Annotated in this window: 17 protein-coding genes; 8 read left to right on the forward strand and 9 right to left on the reverse strand. The window is 70.6% G+C overall.

What is annotated here, in order from left to right; genetic code table 11:
* Positions 1-79: 79 nt before the first annotated feature.
* Positions 80-988, forward strand: a complete 909-nt coding sequence (locus ACZ52R_RS22810) for a CehA/McbA family metallohydrolase (RefSeq protein WP_465753984.1) — start codon at positions 80-82, stop codon at positions 986-988.
* A gap of 226 nt (positions 989-1,214) precedes the next feature.
* Positions 1,215-2,207, forward strand: a complete 993-nt coding sequence (locus ACZ52R_RS22815) for an asparaginase (RefSeq protein WP_465753985.1) — start codon at positions 1,215-1,217, stop codon at positions 2,205-2,207.
* A gap of 162 nt (positions 2,208-2,369) precedes the next feature.
* Here ACZ52R_RS22815 and ACZ52R_RS22820 read toward each other — a convergent pair whose 3' ends face one another.
* Genes ACZ52R_RS22820 through ACZ52R_RS22830 form a run of 3 tightly spaced genes read right to left on the reverse strand, consistent with a single transcriptional unit; the run spans position 2,370 to position 5,020 of the window.
* The gene (locus ACZ52R_RS22820) at positions 2,370-2,909 is read right to left on the reverse strand and encodes a hypothetical protein (RefSeq protein ID WP_465624977.1); all 540 of its coding nucleotides are present in this window, start codon (positions 2,907-2,909) and stop codon (positions 2,370-2,372) included.
* Positions 2,906-4,615, reverse strand: a complete 1,710-nt coding sequence (locus ACZ52R_RS22825; RefSeq protein WP_465624979.1) for an alpha/beta hydrolase — start codon at positions 4,613-4,615, stop codon at positions 2,906-2,908. The genes ACZ52R_RS22820 and ACZ52R_RS22825 overlap by 4 nt, the downstream gene beginning before the upstream one ends.
* A gap of 3 nt (positions 4,616-4,618) precedes the next feature.
* Entirely contained in the window at positions 4,619-5,020 is a 402-nt protein-coding gene (locus tag ACZ52R_RS22830) for a WXG100 family type VII secretion target (protein ID WP_465624981.1), read from the reverse strand.
* Positions 5,021-5,436: 416 nt separating this feature from the next.
* On the opposite strand from ACZ52R_RS22830, the gene ACZ52R_RS22835 reads away from it, so the two are divergent.
* Both ACZ52R_RS22835 and ACZ52R_RS22840 read left to right on the forward strand, forming a co-directional pair.
* Entirely contained in the window at positions 5,437-6,561 is a 1,125-nt protein-coding gene (locus ACZ52R_RS22835) for a DUF4185 domain-containing protein (protein WP_465753986.1), read from the forward strand.
* Between the two features lie 270 nt (positions 6,562-6,831).
* Positions 6,832-7,971 carry an alpha/beta fold hydrolase gene (locus tag ACZ52R_RS22840; protein WP_465624983.1) on the forward strand — a complete coding sequence of 380 codons (1,140 nt, stop codon included), beginning with the start codon at positions 6,832-6,834 and terminating at the stop codon, positions 7,969-7,971.
* Between the two features lie 150 nt (positions 7,972-8,121).
* Here ACZ52R_RS22840 and ACZ52R_RS22845 read toward each other — a convergent pair whose 3' ends face one another.
* Together ACZ52R_RS22845 and ACZ52R_RS22850 are read right to left on the reverse strand one after the other, a co-directional pair.
* Positions 8,122-9,291 (reverse strand): damage-control phosphatase ARMT1 family protein, encoded by a 1,170-nt coding sequence (locus ACZ52R_RS22845; RefSeq protein ID WP_465753987.1) that lies wholly within the window; start codon positions 9,289-9,291, stop codon positions 8,122-8,124.
* Between the two features lie 84 nt (positions 9,292-9,375).
* Entirely contained in the window at positions 9,376-9,948 is a 573-nt protein-coding gene (locus ACZ52R_RS22850; RefSeq protein WP_465753988.1) for a TetR/AcrR family transcriptional regulator, read from the reverse strand.
* 126 nt (positions 9,949-10,074) lie between these two features.
* Here ACZ52R_RS22850 and ACZ52R_RS22855 point away from each other — a divergent pair, with 126 nt between their 5' ends.
* Both ACZ52R_RS22855 and ACZ52R_RS22860 read left to right on the forward strand, forming a co-directional pair.
* Entirely contained in the window at positions 10,075-10,314 is a 240-nt protein-coding gene (locus tag ACZ52R_RS22855; RefSeq protein WP_465624989.1) for a hypothetical protein, read from the forward strand.
* Positions 10,311-11,120 (forward strand): hypothetical protein, encoded by an 810-nt coding sequence (locus ACZ52R_RS22860; RefSeq protein WP_465753989.1) that lies wholly within the window; start codon positions 10,311-10,313, stop codon positions 11,118-11,120. Before ACZ52R_RS22855 ends, ACZ52R_RS22860 begins: the two co-directional genes overlap by 4 nt.
* A 499-nt stretch (positions 11,121-11,619) precedes the next feature.
* On the opposite strand, the gene ACZ52R_RS22865 is transcribed toward ACZ52R_RS22860, so the two are convergent.
* Complete coding sequence (locus ACZ52R_RS22865) at positions 11,620-12,465, reverse strand: AraC family transcriptional regulator (protein WP_465662930.1); 846 nt, start codon at positions 12,463-12,465, stop codon at positions 11,620-11,622.
* A gap of 219 nt (positions 12,466-12,684) precedes the next feature.
* Entirely contained in the window at positions 12,685-13,161 is a 477-nt protein-coding gene (locus tag ACZ52R_RS22870) for a MarR family winged helix-turn-helix transcriptional regulator (RefSeq protein WP_465753990.1), read from the reverse strand.
* A gap of 70 nt (positions 13,162-13,231) precedes the next feature.
* Here ACZ52R_RS22870 and ACZ52R_RS22875 point away from each other — a divergent pair, with 70 nt between their 5' ends.
* Entirely contained in the window at positions 13,232-14,164 is a 933-nt protein-coding gene (locus tag ACZ52R_RS22875; protein ID WP_465753991.1) for an alpha/beta hydrolase, read from the forward strand.
* Between the two features lie 60 nt (positions 14,165-14,224).
* Here the strand turns inward: ACZ52R_RS22875 and ACZ52R_RS22880 are convergent, their stop codons facing one another.
* A complete protein-coding gene (locus ACZ52R_RS22880) occupies positions 14,225-14,767 on the reverse strand; it encodes a HEAT repeat domain-containing protein (RefSeq protein WP_465625001.1) in 543 nt (180 codons plus the stop codon).
* A gap of 293 nt (positions 14,768-15,060) precedes the next feature.
* On the opposite strand from ACZ52R_RS22880, the gene ACZ52R_RS22885 reads away from it, so the two are divergent.
* Positions 15,061-15,639 carry a hypothetical protein gene (locus tag ACZ52R_RS22885; protein WP_360504796.1) on the forward strand — a complete coding sequence of 193 codons (579 nt, stop codon included), beginning with the start codon at positions 15,061-15,063 and terminating at the stop codon, positions 15,637-15,639.
* 63 nt (positions 15,640-15,702) lie between these two features.
* Here ACZ52R_RS22885 and ACZ52R_RS22890 read toward each other — a convergent pair whose 3' ends face one another.
* Complete coding sequence (locus ACZ52R_RS22890) at positions 15,703-16,137, reverse strand: DUF6882 domain-containing protein (protein WP_465625004.1); 435 nt, start codon at positions 16,135-16,137, stop codon at positions 15,703-15,705.
* Positions 16,138-16,338: the final 201 nt, after the last annotated feature.

Genomic DNA, 16,338 nt, shown 5'->3' on the forward strand with positions numbered 1-16,338 from the left:
AGTCGCAGTCGCAGGTCGCAGGTCGCAGTCGACAGGTCGGCGGGGGTGGACGCCCCGACCACGCCGACGAGGGGGCAGCGTGACCGAATCGCCCTTCAATCAGCCGGGCCGCTTCTGGCGCGGAAATCTGCATGCGCATTCCGACAAGTCCGATGGCGCCCTGTCACCCGAGAAGACGGTGGCCCACTACCGCGAAGTCGGCTACGACTTTCTGGCGATCACCGACCACTTCCGCGCCAAGTACGGGTTTCCGCTGACAGACACCCGACCGCTACGAACCCCCGAGTTCACCACGCTGCTCGGCGCTGAGTTGCACGGCCCGAGCACTGAGTTCTCCTCGGAGTGGCATATTCTCGCGGTGGGGTTGCCGCTCGGCTTCCCTTCTCCGGGGCCCGGAGAGAGCGGCACGCAGCTGGCGCGCCGTGCACGAACCGCCGGCGCGTTCATCGGGATGGCACACCCTGCCGCATCGCTCCTCACTCTCTCCGACGCCGAGAGCCTGGACGCGGCACACGCAGTCGAGGTCTACAACGCGCTGTCCGCCTACGAGGACCGGGGCGACAGCTGGCACCTGACCGATGTGCTGCTCAGCCGCGGTCATAGACTGAGCGCCTACGCTGCGGACGACTCGCACTTCCAACCCGAGGATCCACCGGCCTGTGCAGCCTGGGTCCAGGTCCGCTCGGAGTCGCTCTGCCCGGAGGCACTCCTCACGGCACTCAAGGCAGGCCACTACTACTCGAGCACCGGGCCCGAGTTGTACGACATCCAGCTGAGCAACGACCAGATCGCCGTGGCATCTTCGCCGGTACGCAAGGTGCTGATCACCGGGAGCAAGCCTGGCAAGCAAGTTCTCGAAGGCACGGACCTCACGGACTGCTCGCTGCCTGTAGCGATGTTCGCGGGCGGGTACTGCCGGGTCACTGTCGAGGACGTGGCCGGGCGACGGGCCTGGAGCAACCCGATCCACCTGGGACCGCGAACGTAAAATCAGCACCCAGCTGGAGTTCAAAGGCGCCACGCGGATCAGCGACGACAAGGTGTCGCTGGACCTCGCGAGCACAGAGGGATAGCGACGATGCGCACCAAAGACGTGATAGCCGTAGCCTGCGTCAGCTTCATCGTCCCCGCCAGGCCGCACCGCTGACAGGCTGACACTCGGCTCCCGGACCCCGGACCCCGGACCCCGAGCCCCGGACAAGGAGACAACGACAGTGGGCACACGGACGGTTGCGATCTTCTCCCTGGGCGGCACCATCGCCATGACCATCGATCCGGCCACCGGCGGTGTCGTGCCGGCCCTGTCCGCCCATGACCTCCTCGCCGCCGTCCCCGCCCTGCGGGACCTCGACGTCGAACTGCGCGTCCACGACATCCGGAACGTGCCCGGCGCCTCCCTCGGCTTCGACGACCTGAGCGCGCTCTCGGACGCCCTCGCCGACACCTTCCGGACCGGCTGCGACGGCGCGGTGGTCACCCAGGGCACCGACACCATCGAGGAGACCGCCTTCCTCCTCGACCTGCTTCATCCCGGCGACCAGCCGATCGTCGTCACCGGGGCGATGCGCAACCCCACCCTGCCCGGGGCGGACGGCCCGGCGAACATCCACGCGGCCGTCATCGCCGCCGCTGCGCCGGAGTTGACGGGTGCGGGCGCGGTGGTCGTCCTCGGTGACGAGATCCACGCCGCCCGCCAGGTCTGCAAGTCCCACAGCACCAGCCCCGCCGCCTTCACCTCCCCGGCCACCGGCCCGCTCGGGCGGCTCTACGAAGGGCACGTCCACCTCCACGGCCCGCTCGCCCGCCGTACGACCTTCGCGGGCCCGTCGACCGGCGCCGCGGCCCGCGTCGGCCTGTACACCGCGACGCTCGGCGACGACGGCACCCTCCTCGCCGCGATGGCGAAGGCGTGCGACGGGCTCGTCGTCGCCGCGTTCGGAGTCGGTCACGTCCCCGAGAACTTCGTGGGCATCCTCGAGCAGGCCGCGTCGCGGATCCCGGTCGTCCTCGCCAGCCGCATCGGCAACGGGCCCGTCCTGCAGGGCACATACGGCTTCCCCGGCTCGGAGAAGGACCTGCTGGCCCGCGGACTGATCCGAGCCGGCCACCTCGACGCCTACAAGGCCCGCCTGCTCCTGCACATCCTGCTCAGCCAGGGCCGCAACCTCGCCGACATCACGGCCGCCTTCGCCGCCGCGGCCCCCTGACTCGTCGGTCGCGGAGCCCGTCGGCCGTCACCGCCGAGGTGTCAGGAGCGGCTGTGCGGGCTCCCCGTGTGGTCCGCGTTTCGGCCGAGGCCGAGGCCGGGGCCGGGGCCGGGGCCGGGGCCGGGGCCGGGGACGCGGACCACACGGGAGCGTGCGTGGCGGTCAGGCCGGCGGGGTGCCGTTCGGCCAGACACAGGGGGAGCTGACGCGCAGGGAGAGGTTGTGGCTCGCGTCGGAAACGCCGTCCAGGACGGCGAGGAAGTCGTCCTTGGGGTTCTTCAGCTTGATCCAGTCGGGGCCGGTGGCGTCCGAGGTCGGCTGGAAGCCCCGGTCGGTCAGGAAGGCGCGGAAGGCGGCGGCGGTCTCGGCCTTGGGCGCGGACGGTACGTCCCCGAAGTCGTACCCCCGGGCGGTCTGCTTCCTGCCGTGCGGGCCGACGTCGTCGTGGTCGCACTCCAGGTCGCTGAAGTCGCCCGAGCCGGCGGTCGGTTTGACCGGCAGCTTGGCCAGGATGTCCGCGAGGTAGCCGTCGACCTGCTTCTTCGCCTGGTCGAGTGTGACGGTGGGCTTCGACCGCTCCGGCACGGTGTTCGCGCCGCAGGCGGCGAGCAGCAGCGTCGCCGCCGCCAGCGCGGCCGCGGCGGCGGACCGCCGGGCGTGGCGGGTGTTGCGCGTGTTGCGGGTGTTGCGGGTTTCGCTCATGAGATCGGCTTTCCGGCGATGGCCTCGCCCATCGCGCGCAGGGAGGCGGAGCCGTTGTTCCAGTAGTCGGAGTGGCCCGTTCCCGGGCTGGTGGGGAGGATGTGGGCGCCGAACTGGTCGACGCTCGGGTCGCGCCCGAAGGCCACGTGGTGGTCGGGGTTGTCGTTGAAGCCGGTCCAGGCGCCGATGTTGTTCTCGACGTTGCTCCACGCCCCGCCGAGGTCCTCGGGCGCCGCGTACTTGATGATGTCGTCGTCGCCCTGTGCCGCGAAGACGTGGGACGGGTCGACGCCGAGTTCCTTGGCGTGTTCGACGCCGGCGCCCGGGCTGGCGATGAGGACGACGTTGTCGACGGGCAGGCCCTTGTCGCGCAGGGTGTAGCCGACGGTCGTGGTGCCGTAGCTGTGGCCGAGGATGGTGTTGTTGGAGGGCTTGCCCTCGTGCGTGGCGCGCAGGCCGGTCTCGAAGCTGTGCAGCTTGTCCTCGGCGTTCTTGGCGTACGTGTCGTCCGCCGCCTCGGGGATGATCGACTGCGGCGCGTCGTAGCCGATCCAGGTGATCGAGGACGTGGTGGCGGGATCGCCGGCCTTCTTGTTGGCCGCGTTCGCGGAGGCGACCATGAGGTCCGACCGGTCGATGTCGCCGCCGACGCCGCCGAGCCGCGCGCCGGTGCCGGGGACGTACGTCGAGACGTTGTCCGCGGTGTCCGGGTTGTTGACGGCGACGATGGCGTGGCCCTTGCCGTTGGTGTCGAAGCCGAGCAGGTACGTGGGCGGGTGGCTGGCGTCGACCGGCTTGTTGAGCCGGTCCTCGATGGCCTTGACGCCCTTCATCTTGTCTTCGAGGTCGTCGTGCTGGCGCTTCCACTCGTCGTACTTGGGGTTGGGGATCGGCTCGCCCTTGACGTAGCCGAGGAACTGCTTGGGCTCGGGGCCGAGGCCGTCGAGCTGGCGCTGCAGGTCCTGCTTGCCGCGCTGCAGGTTGATCCGGTTGGCCTGGTCGCGGGCGGCGGCGGGGACGCCGTCGAGGCCGCCGACCTGGTCGGGGTGGTTGAGGATCATCCGCTGCTGCTCGGCGTCGGTGAGGCTGTTCCACCATCCCTTGACGCTGTTGGGGTCGGTGCCGGCGGCGGGAACCTGCTGGAGCGCGTTCGCCGCGTCGGTGTCGGCCTTCGCGGTGGCGGAGTCGAGGCCGGTGCCGTTGCTCGCGTTGGTGGCGAGGTGGCCGAGGCGGGCACTGATGGTCTGGTCGGCGTGGTCGGCCTCGGTGAGCGCGGCGGTGATCCGCTTGCTGATCAGCTGGGCCTGCGCCTCGGCGTCGGTGCCGGCGAAGTTGGCCGATTTGGGGTCGTTGTCCCAGGTGATGCCGCCGTCGGGGGCGACGGTCATCTTCTTGGCCTTCGCGTCGTCGAGGGCGCTGATCAGGTGTGCCTGGGCGGCCGCGAAGCCCTCGGAGGCTTCGTGCAGGGCGGTACCGACGAGGGTGAGTTCCTGCTTGGCGGCCTGGAGTTCGTTGTCCAGGAGCTGGATCCGGGCCTTGGCGTGGTCGGACGCGGTCCCGGTCCACTGCGAGTTGTTCAGCCGGTTGATGACTTCCTGCTGCCACGACTCGTGGTGCTGGCCGAAGGCGGTGGTCAGGGTGTCGAAGGCGGTCTTCGCGGTGATGAGGTTGATGAAGTCGGCGTCGTAGAGGGTCTTGATGTCCATGGGTTACTCGGCTGCCTTCGCGCTGGAGGGCTTCACGGGGCCCGGGACGAAGGTCGTGCCGAACGGGTCGGGCTCGGCCGGGACCGGCGCGTTCGGGTTCCGCATGCTCTCGTGGATGTCCTTCTCGACCTGGCGGTAGTACGTGGCCGACGCGGCGAGCTTGGTGCCGACGTCCCCCATGTCACCGCCGAGCTTGTCCAGCAGCGTCTTCCAGTTCGTCCCGCAGTTCTGGATGGCGGTGGCCGTCTGCCAGCCCTTCAGGCCGCCGGCGGCCTGGTTGCACGGCTCGGTGACCTTCGAGGTCTCGCCCGGTATGAGGCCACCGATGTGCTGTGCGCTCTGCCCGCAGCCGTCCAGCTCGGCCGGGTTGACCTTGAACTCCAAGCCCGCATCGGGATCAGCCATGTCTTTCCCCCGTAGTTCGTCCGGCCCCTGGGCGTTCCCGCGGCCGTGTTTCGTCAGACAGGATCGCTGGGGGATCGTAATCGGTTGCAGGTCGGCCGTGATCCGCGGGCACCGGCTCGGGCACGGGCACAGGCTCGGGTGCGGTATCGGGTGCGACTCCGTGGCGGCCGCGCCGACACCAGCGGACTGTGCCTGGGGTGCGCGGGCCGGATGGTGAACTGCCGTGTGGAATACCTCATTTGAGTGAAGGTTTGTCCACGGATCGTCGGAACGGCGGCGGCTCGCCGTAGCCTCGGTGGCGACCCGTGGCCACCGAGGGTGCGCGATCCACTCGAAGCCACAGCAATCCACTGGAAGCCGGCAGGAATCCGTTCGGAGCCGCAGGAATCCGTCGACTCGGAAAGGCCATCGACAGCATGACAGACCCATCGGGCGGGAACGACGCGACGACCGGCGGGCCCTCCCGCCGCAAGCTCCTCAAGATCGGCATCGGCGTCGCCGTGGGGGCGGGGGCCATCGGTTCGGGTGCTCCCGCGGCGATCGCCAACGGCCCGTACGACCCGACCGGTCCGACGATCGCGACCAAGGTGAGGAACCTCAGCGGCCCGGTCGAGACCGGGCCGTTCGCCTCGCCGTGGACCGACCTCGGCATCCCCGTCCTGTGCCCGGACGGCACCATGCTGTTCGTCTGCGGCGACACCTTCGACGGGGACCAGGTGGGCGCCGCCGACTGGCGCGCCCCGGTCGGTCTGCGCTCCGGCAGCGCGGACCTGAACAACCTGCGCATCGACGGCAGCGTCGGCGGCGGCCACGCCAACAGCCTCGTCGACGAGCCGCACAACCCGGTCGGCGACAGGTTCACGACGGCGATCCCGTCCGACGTGTTCGTCGTCGACGGCGTGATGTACATGCACCTCATGCGGGGCGTCATCTACGACACCCACCACACCGACTTCTGGCGCTCCACCGACAACGGTGCGACCTGGGAGTACCTGTGCCAGTGGGCGGGCGACCTGCACGGCGGCCAGTTCCAGCAGAAGACGTACGCCGTGGCCGACGACGGCTACTGCTACGTCCTGTCGACGGTCTTCAACCGCGACGTGGAATCGGGAATGCTGCTGCACCGGGTCCGCAAGGACAGCCTCGGCAACCCGGACGCCTACGAGCCGTGGGGCTACGCGGACGGCGGCTGGCGGTGGAACGCGCCCGCCCCGACGACCGTCTTCGGCACCCGCAAGTGGGGCGAGATGTGCTTCCGCGCCATGGACGGCAAGTACGTCCTCACGTGGCTGAACATGGACCCGCTGTCGATCAGGGCGATGGTCTTCCCCCTCCCGACCTCGGACCTGACCAGGACCCTGGAACAGGCCATGATCCTTCCCGGCACCCCGGGGCAGGAAGTCGGCAATCTCGTCGCCAGCCCGTACGGCGGCTTCGTCATCCCCGGCTCGACGTTCGGCAACTTCCACATCGTCGTCAGCCAGTGGTACGACCCGATGAACTACCGGATCATGCAGTACCGGATCAACATGCTGTCCTGACGGCGCACCTGCACCGGCACCGCGCACCGGCACCGGCACCTGCACCCTCGAGGAGGCGCTCCTCGTCGTCGGCGCACGTGTGACAGCGGCGGTCGTCGAGGCGGGCTCGGGCCCGGACCACCCGTACGGCCAGGCCAGCCCGGACCACCCGTACGGCCAGGCCAGCCCGGCCGTCGGACGGCGGCTCTGCTGTGGCGCCGAGCACGTGCCTCGCCGACTGTGGGGTTGCCGAGGCCACCGCCTCGACGCAGCCGGCAGAAGGGTTCTCCCATGGCCATCACCACGACCGACCACGCAGTCCCTCACACCTCGACCGTCCCCGCAACGGCGGGCCAGAAGGTCGAACTCTTCGTGCGGGAGCATGACGGCACGCCGTCCGGTCCCCCCGCGAACCGCAAGGCCGTCCTCATGCTGCACGGCAGGAGCATTCCGGTGCTGGCGGGCTACGACCTCCAGCACACCTCGTACGGGTGGGCCAAGGCCCTCGCCCAGGCCGGGTACGACGTCTTCATGATGGACCTCCAGGGGTCGGGCGGGTCGCCGCGTCCCCGGATGGAGGACCCGTGCAACGTCAACCCCGGTCAGCAGTCCGCTGTCACGCCCCCGCTGATGGGCTCGCGCACCGCGAGCTACCCCTTCGTCCTGACCAACTCCCAGAGCGACCAGGACGAGGTCGCCACCGTCGTCGACTACATCCGCAGCACCCGCGGCGTCTCGAAGGTCGCCTTCATCGGCTGGTCGGCGGCCGCGTTCGCGATGGGGCCGTACGCGATCAAGAACCCGGGGAAGGTGGAGAGCCTGTTCCTCCTCGCCCCGATCTTCCCGCCGCTCGGTCCGCCGAACCCGCCGACCCTGCCGGCGCCGGGCTTCCCCACCCACGTGCTCACCAGGAAGGGCTTCGAACAGGCCTGGACCAACGAGGTGCACTGCACGGACCAGCGTGAGTCCGACATGGTCGACGTCGTGTGGAGCGCCCTGATGGACATCGATCCGATCGGCCGCACCTGGGGACCGGTCGACCCGTCGACCGGGAAGCCCGCGGGCGCCAGCCGGTACCGGAACTTCGTGACGTGGGGCTGGAACAACACGACCGCGGGGCAGGGAGGCGTCCTCGGCGGAAGCGTGCCCGTGCTGATCGTGCACGGCGAGTTCGACAGGACAGCCAACACGACACCGTCCAACCCCAACCCGGCGCTCGACTTCCACGTCCCCGCGCTCTACGACGCCATCACGGGACCGCACAAGATCCTGGTCACGGTGCAGTGCGCCAGTCACTCGATGCCCTGGGAGGTCCAGCACAAGAACCTGCACAACCTGTCCAAACACTGGCTCGACCAGACCAAGGTCGACGGCAAGACCGAGGGCCGCTTCGAGATGGACGACAACGGCAACATCAGCCCGGCCCCGTAGGCCGGCCGGCGGCTGTGACCGGCCACCACGACCTCGGCGACACCTGGCACGAAGCCCTCGCCGCCGCCCTGGCCGCACCCGTGCTCACCGACGCCCTGCACGCGGCACGGGACCGGACCGCGCGGCAGCCGGGGACGGGCCGATCGCGGGCTACCGCCGTGCGTCGACCTGGACGACCGCGTGCCGGCCGTTGGTGCGCCAGGGCGCGCCGCTGCTGTCGAGCCGGTCGACGGTGGCGGCGTCGACGCCGACGATGACGTCCGACTTCAGCGTCCGCAGGGCCGCGACGGCTGACGGGAAGTGCCCCGTCGCCTCGGTGAACGGGGTGGTCGGCGGCCAGAGCCGGTCGCCGACCAGGCGGCGGTAGTTGAGGTCGCCCTTGACGACGGTCAGTGCCGCGCCCGCGAACTCGGCCCGGAGGCCGGCGGGCATGTCGTGGAACGGCAGCGGCGCACAGAAGAACGGGTGGGTACGGACCACGAGCGCGCCGCTGCCCATCGCCTGCCACAGCCGCTCGCCGACCGCCCCGGCGGCCGGCGACGGCGCGCTGCGCAGGCGTTCGACTGCGGCGAGGACGTCGGTCATCGCCGCGTCCGACACGTAGTACGGCTGGGGCTTCACGTACAGGGCGACCTGCGCCGCCGAGCCGCAGGCCAGCAGGTGGTCGATCAGTACGAGGTCCGGCAGCAGCTCCCGGCCCGCGTTGTCCGCGACGACGCAGACCCGCCCGCCGCCCCCGGCCCGCTCCAGTACGGCCCGCAGCAGCGCGCTGTCGTCGGCGACCAGGTCGGACGCGGCCGGCCCGCCGGGCTCCGCGGTGATCCGGAAGCTGAGGTCCGCGCGGTTGCCCCACAGCGCGGACGACAGCAGTGCGTCTGCCCGCCGGGCCTGCGGCAGAGCGTCGAGCCCGTCCAGCGCCGCCAACTCCTCGTCCACCGCCGCCCCGCCCAACTCGGCGGCCTTGAACGGCGCGAACGGGTCGACGCCTTGCCACGCACCGGGACGGAAGTAGCCGGTGGCGTCGAGGAGTCGGCGGTAGAAGTAGCTCTCCGCCCACAGGAACGGCGCCTCGCCCCACGGCCTGCCCCACAGGCCCTCACCCCACGCCAGCCACTGGGCCGCGTCCGGAGCATCCGGGTGCGGCGGCTCCAGGACGCCGGTGGTGCTCTCCACGAGCAGCCGCTCGACCGCCGCCCGCTCGGCGGGGCCGTACGGCAGGGCGTCGAGGACCTGCCGGACGAGCTTCGGATGGCGTTCGTGGAAGACGCCCCAGGCGAAGGACCCGGGAACGTCGCTGCGGATCACGGGCGCGTTCGACACGGTGGGGCTCGTCTCTCTCGTCGGCATCGGGCGGGCGGGCGGGTCGGCGTTGGGCAGGGGCGGGCGGGTCGGCGTCGGGCCGGGTCAGCGTGGCCGCAGCCCGGCGAAGACCACGTCGAAGATCCGTTCGCGGGCCGCCGGATCGGCCGCGAGCTGCTCCGCCGCCGTACCGACGCCGACGAGCAGCGCGATCAGCTCCGGCAGGCCCACCTCGGGGCGCACGGCCCCCACCCGCTGCGCGCCGTCCAGGAGTTCGGACAGCTGGGCGCGCATCAGCTCGCTGGACTCCCGCAGGGAGGCGTGCACGTCGATGCCGGCTTCGGTGAGGGCATGGGTGAACTCCTGTTTGCCGGCGGACTGTTCGACGACCAGGCGGAAGCAGGCGAAGAAGGCCTCGGCGGGTTCGGCCTCGGCGGCGAGCCGGGCGGCGCGGTCGGTGATCGTCTGCAGCCGGCGGACCATGACGGCTTCCAGCAGTGCTTCCTTGGTGGGGAAGTGGCGGAAGAGGGTGCCGACGCCGACGCCGGCGGCGCGGGCGATCTCCTCGGTGGGCACGCCGATGCCGCGGGTGGTGAACACCTCGGTGGCGGCGTCGAGGAGCCTGGCCCGGTTGCGGGCGGCGTCCGCGCGCAGGGGCCGTTCCGAACCGCTGCTCATCCCGCTCGTCTCCCTCCTCTCCGCGGCGATCGCGGATGTACCCGTGGACCACCGGAGTGGGCAGTCCGTGTCGTTCCAAGTGGAGTCGCTGGTCCGATTCTAGCGGCGCGATCCCGGGGGTTGATCATGTCCGAAACACCGTCGCCGCGCGAGGTCTCCGTCGAGCTGCTGGACGGCAGGGAGCGGTCGACCCGTCAGAAAAGCCGACCCCGCCGAGTCACCGTTACGGCCTTCGCCCCCGAGTCGGCCCCTGTGCTGGCTGGCGGCACGTCGAGGGTCATCCGGTTCGGCAGCACCTCCACCGGCAACGGCATGGGGCAAGTCTTCCCACCGGTGGTGATGATCATTAAGGTGTGGAAGCTGTGAGCATGCGTGAATCCGGTGACGAACTGTGGGAAGAGTTCGTCAAGGAGTTTGAGAAGAACAACGCGGTGCGGGAGCCGAGTGCCGCCGAACGGGCGCGCCGGCCCGTGCGACGAAACGCGCGGCGTCGGCTGCTGCTTCCCGTGGCCGCTGCGCTGCTGGTAGCCGCAGGCGCGGCGGCGTCTCTACTCCGACCGTCGGATCCGGACCCGGCGCCGGCCGCCGCAGCCCCGCCTGCGCCGACCGCCGCGGCTGTGCCGTCGTCGTCCGCTCCCTCGCCGCACGCAGCGACGCCGTCGATCGGTGCCCCGTCGGCGGCGTCCGACGGTCCGACCTCGGCGATCCCGCTGTCCGTCTTTCCGGCGCAGGTGCAGGGGTACACGCTGGTGGCGGACGTGGCGCACCCGAGCTGCACCGGCCCGGACACCGTGGCGCCGACCCTCGCCGGGTTGATCACACAGGGCCACGGCTGTCTCGGCGTCGACCTGGCGCTGTACAAGGATGCCGAGGGCAACCAGTACAACCTGGCGCTGTTCACCATGAAGGACCCGGGCGACAGCGTGCACCTGGTGACCCTTCTGGGCTCCCACCCCGAGGCCTACGAGGTCGCCGTCCACATCCCGCCCACGGACTCGGGCCTGAGCCGGTTGCCGGCCGACAGCGGCCTCGTGCAGGGCTTCGCGTCCTACGGGCACGGCATGCTCATCGGTATGGCCCAGTGGTCCGATGGTCGGACCGCAGACTTCGACAAACTGTCGAAGCAGCTCTCGCCGCTGACCGAGGCCGTCATCAACAACGTTCCTGCCTGACGAAGCGCCGCGCCCGACTCGCTCCTCCTCGAAGGGCACGGCGCCCCACCGGACGTCGTACGGCGCCGAATCAACCTGTTGCACGCCCTGGGGCCCGCCTCTGACACGCCGCGGCATCTGGAAGCGCTCCTCGGCGGTGATCCGAAGGCCTTCGTCGACGACTCGGCGGCGACACGCGTCCCTGGCTCGGCAACCCGCACGTGGGCGTCCGGGGCTGCGCAGCCCCGGCGCCCGAACTGGCCGGCGACGATGCAGCGGCCCGGATTCTGCCGGGACTGGCACAGTCGCCGCACGCGTTCGGCGCGTCATTCGGCGCTCCGCCGCTGCAGTTCCAGTCCAAGCCGTACAAGGACCTGCTCACGGCAGCGCTCCTCTGGCGGGTCGATAGCGCCGAGATGACCGCGCCGAGATGACGGCGCCGAGCTGACGGCTTCGTCGAGCTCCTGATCCGGACTCTCCGACCTGTCACCAAGCGAGGGCCGCCCGGCGGGGTCCGGACCTACCCTGAGGACTTGACCGCCGCACGGAGGCGAGCTGCGTGGGCGGTGGTCTGGCGACCCGTTCGGTAGCGGCCCGGGGTCGTTCCGATGAGGTCGGTGAACGCTGCGATGAAGCTGCTGGGGTTGGCCCATCCGCAGGCGTGGGCGGTCTGGGTGGTGTCGTGGCCGTCGGCGAGGAGTACGAGCGCGTGGTAGAGGCGCAGTTGTGTGCGCCACTCGTAGAAGGTCATGCCGAGTTCGTTGCGGAACAGTCGGCTGAGGGTGCGGCTGCCGGCTCCGATCGCCTTCCCGAGTTCGGCCAGCGTGGCGTTGTCGGCCGGTGTCTCGTACAGCATCCGGGCGACGGCTTGCAGTCGGTCGTCCTGTGGCTCCGGCAGGTGCAGTGGCTGTTCGTGTGCTTCGCCGAGTTCGTCGACGAGGACTCGAAGGAGGCGAGCGCGCGCAGGGCGGCTGTAGCCAGGCGTGGCGTCGTCGGTGTCGCGGGGACCGGTCAGGGCGAGCAGGACCTCGCGGGCGAGGGCGGAGGCCAGGAACACGGCGGGATGGTCCGGTAGGAGCCGGGCGAGGGACGGTGCGAGGAAGACGATCCGCATATCGGTGTCGCCGTGGGCGCGGTGAGAGTGCGTGGACCCGGCCGGGGTCCAGGCGACCCGGTTGGCGGGAACGACGGACGTGCCGCGCTCGGTGTGAACTGCCAGGACGCCGCCGGCCGCGTAGACCAGGTGTCCCCGGGTGTGCGACTGCTCCGCGCTTGTTCCGCCGGACGGCCAGAGGTGGCGCCCGCCGGACGGCCACACATGTGACGTCACACCGGTGTTCGGGCGGGGTGGGCGGTGAACAGGCATCGGTTGGCACTCTAGCGGTGGCAAGCCACCCACCCACCCACCCACCCACACCCGACCCCGGTCGACGTCCCACGTCCCGCAGCCGACAGGGCCGCTTCCTGTACCGGCCGGAGGACGTCACCGCGGGTGACGGATCGCGCCACCGCGGATGACAGGGCGTCATCCGCGGGAGGGCGCCCACCAGGGCCGACGGGCAGTCGCGCGGGAGGCGCGTGCCGGTCAGCCCGTGGGCATGCCGATCTGGTCGCGTTCGAGTGCGGAGCGAAGTTCGGACAGGAGCTGGACGGCGGCCGGTCCCGAGGGGCCGGCGAGGGCGCCTGCGGTCAGCTCGGCCAGTGCCTCGGTGAAGGTCGCCGCCGCGGCCTCGACGAGTTGCAGGCCGTCGTCTGTCAGGTCCAGCAGTGATGAGCGGCGATCCGACGGGTTGGGTTGCCGCATGACCCATGCCTGTTTCTCCAGGCGGTCGATGCCCTTGCTGGTCGCGCCGATGCCGATGGCGAACTCGGCGGCGAGGTCGGCCACCCGGGACCCGGGGTGGTCGCGCAGGAAGCGCAGGAACTCGAACTGCGAGGTGACGATCTCGTGCCGTTCGCGGAGACGGTCGTTCAGCGCGTTGTAGAGGCGCGTCTCGCAGCGGACGAGATCGGCGAAGAAGCCCGGGAGGTCGACCCGGTCACCGCTTGACGTAGATGCCATGGCATATATTCTAATCTAAATGCCTGGGCATATAGTTCCCTGGAATGCACTTGAGATGGAGACGGCGACGATGAGCAGGCAACAGCGCGCGGAGATCGACGCGATGGTCCGGCAGCCCCGGCCCGAGGGCCCTCGGGCGGTGGAGGAACTCCGTGCCGGGTTCAGGGCGATGATGGCCGAAATGATCGTCCCGGCCGGGATCCGCACCCGGACCGCGACGCTCGGCGACCGGCCCGCGGTGCTCGTCGAGCCGGCCGGCGCCCCGAAGGCCGGGACGATCCTGTACTTCCACGGCGGCTCCTACGTGGTCGGCTCACCGCAGACGGCCATGTCGCTGACGGGGAACCTGGTGACCAGAACCGGATTCAGGGCGTTCTCGCTGGACTACCGGCTCGCCCCCGAGGACCCGTTCCCGGCCGCGATCGAGGACGGGGTGAGCGCCTACCGCGCACTGCTCGACAGCGGCGAGGACCCTTCGGCGATCGCGTTCGCCGGGGACTCCGCCGGCGGCGGTCTCACCGTCGCCACCTGCCTCGCCGCCCGCGACGCGGGCCTGCCCGTGCCCGCCGCGATCGTCGCGTTCTCCCCGGGGCTCGACATGACCCGGACGGGCGCGAGCATGGACACCAAGGCGGGCATCGATCCGTTCTTCACGCGTGCGGCCATGGAACACACCGGGGCCATGTACCTCGCGGGGCAGGACCCGCACCAGCCCTTGCTCAGCCCCGCCACCCTCGCCGACCTGACCGGTTTCCCCCCGATGCTCCTCCAGGCGGGCACCAACGAGATGCTCCTGGACGACTCCACGCGCATGGCCGCTCGCGCGAGGGACGCCGGAGTGGACGTCATCCTGGACATCACCGCCGACGTCCCGCACGTCTTCCAGGCGTTCGCCGGTGTCCTGGACGAGGCCGACGAGGCACTGGACCGCGCCGCCCTCTTCCTCGGCCAGCGCATCCGCGCAAAGGGCACCGCGCGCACGCCGGGCGTTCGGCTGCGGTAGTGGCAACGGGTGCCGTCGGAGCCGCTGTCCCGCGGCGGGGCATCCCTCAGGGCTGTCCCGTTACCGCGGTGCGCGTGGGACGGTCCGTTCGTAGATGGCCCCTCCTGGCGTGTACCAGCCCGCCTTCTTCCGGACAGCCGGGCTCGGGTCCTGGGCGTGGGCCGCCTCCAGAGCGGCGACGGCGCGGGCATCGGTATGGACGAACTTGCCGACGAGTTCAGCGGCCCTCGACCGGACCTGCGCGTCGGGGTCGGAGGCCAGGTGCTGCAGTGCGGGTTCGAGGACCCGGTCCGGGCCCGGTGCGCAGGTGTCGCCCTTGCACCGGTCGCAGGCCAGGGCGTGGAACGCGGCGATCCTGACCCGGGCGTCGGGATCGTCGGTCATGGTGATGAGCCGACCCATGGACGCGGTGTCGACCAGGTGGTCCAGAAGGCGGCAACAGCCCTCACGGACAGCCGCGTTCTCGTGGGACAGGCCGGCGCGGATGGCGCCCACCGAGTCCTCCTTGCGTCGCAGCAGCTCCTGGTAGGCCGCCACGGCGCGCTGTGGGTCGCCCAAGCACGAGACGAGGGCTTCGTTGTCGGTCCTGACGAATCCGAGCATGGACCCAGTCTCGGGTCACGCGGCAACGGCTGGCAAAGGGATTTCACCTCAGCCGTGGGAAGGAGGACCGACGCCACCTTCCGGCCTCCCACGGGCACAACGAGGAACTGCATGCCCTGAGGCTGGACGGGAGCCGGATCCGCGACACTGATAGGCACGGGTGCGGGTGATCATGCCGGACGGTCCTGGACTGCTGGGGTGATCCGACTCGGATCGAACCGCCGGTCACCCGCCCGCCCTGAGCCAGAGGACCAACCGGGCATCCGGCTCCGCACTCGAAAGGCTCCGACCCCGTGACCTTCCAGGACCATCTCCGAACCCTCGCCACGCGAGCGATCAGCTCGATCCCGGCTGCCGAGGCAGCGGACATCTACGTCCTCTCGTTCTTCGTCGACAACGAGCGGGACGACCCGCGACAGCCCACGCTGACCATCGGATTCAACACCGAAGCTCAGTTCCGACGCAGCATCGCGAACGCCTCCGACGAGGCAGAAGCCCGCTGGAACTACGCCTTCTGGCTCCAGAACGAGCTCACTGTCATCGGCGACCTCACCCGAGACCCCGACGGAGCCGCAGCCCGCCACCGGTGGATCGCCGACCTCGGACTCTGGTACGACGACCCCGCCCACCCCGACGACTGGATGACCACCGTCGGGCCGACTGCCGCACTGATCGAGGCCAACTTCAACCAGACGTGCGTGCAGCTCGCTCGCGACCTCCACGACGAGGGCGTCATCGAGAACACCATCGGCAGGCCGGTGCCCGTGATCCTCCACGAGCTGGAGTACTACGAGGCCATCGCCCGCCGGACCGAGGCGGCCAACCCGCCCGGACTCGCTGACGACTTCACTGCCTGGGTCCGCACCGGGTGAGGCGTTTCAGGCACGTCCACGGCACCGGGCAGTGCCGAGTGCCGCTGGGCCCGTGACCGTCGTTCAGTCGGCGAGTACCAAGTCGTGGACCAGAAAGTGGAGTTGTACGTCATCCAGGGACTCCGCCCACAGGCCCTCGGCGTCGAGCACGGATGCCGCGACCATCCGGGCCTCGGCGACGAGCTCGGGGTGGTAGTCGAAGCCCGGCCACGGCAGGACGGGGTAGTCGTTCGCCTCGCCGAACTGCCGGACCCGCTCGATGTCGCCCAGGACGGCCTGCGGCAGTGACCCGTTCGCCCAGGACCACAGCCAGGACTGCTGGGCGAGGCTGACGCTGCCGATCATCGTGAGTCGGCCGGTGAGGAACACCTTCCCGGCGCGGGACCACGCGATCTGCGCATCGTCCATCGACCAGTGGTACTGCACATCACCCGAGAGCCCGAACCGCTCGACCATGTGGGCCTGCCGCGAGCGGGCACGCTCGCGGGCCGCGAGCACGACCTCCTCCCATCCGGAGTGGTCATGCTTCGAGCGGTCGTCCGCCGTGTGCCTCCTCGCGCAGAAATGTCGGCAGGATCCTCTCACGAGGCGGCCGGGGCTGGGCCGGATGACGAATGCGGCCGGCCCCTGCGGGCGCGGGGAGGACTGGCATCGTGTCATGGGTCCGGCGCCGTGGCTCGGGATGGCCCGCCCAGTCCC

Source organism: Kitasatospora sp. NPDC034023 (assembly GCF_055575795.1).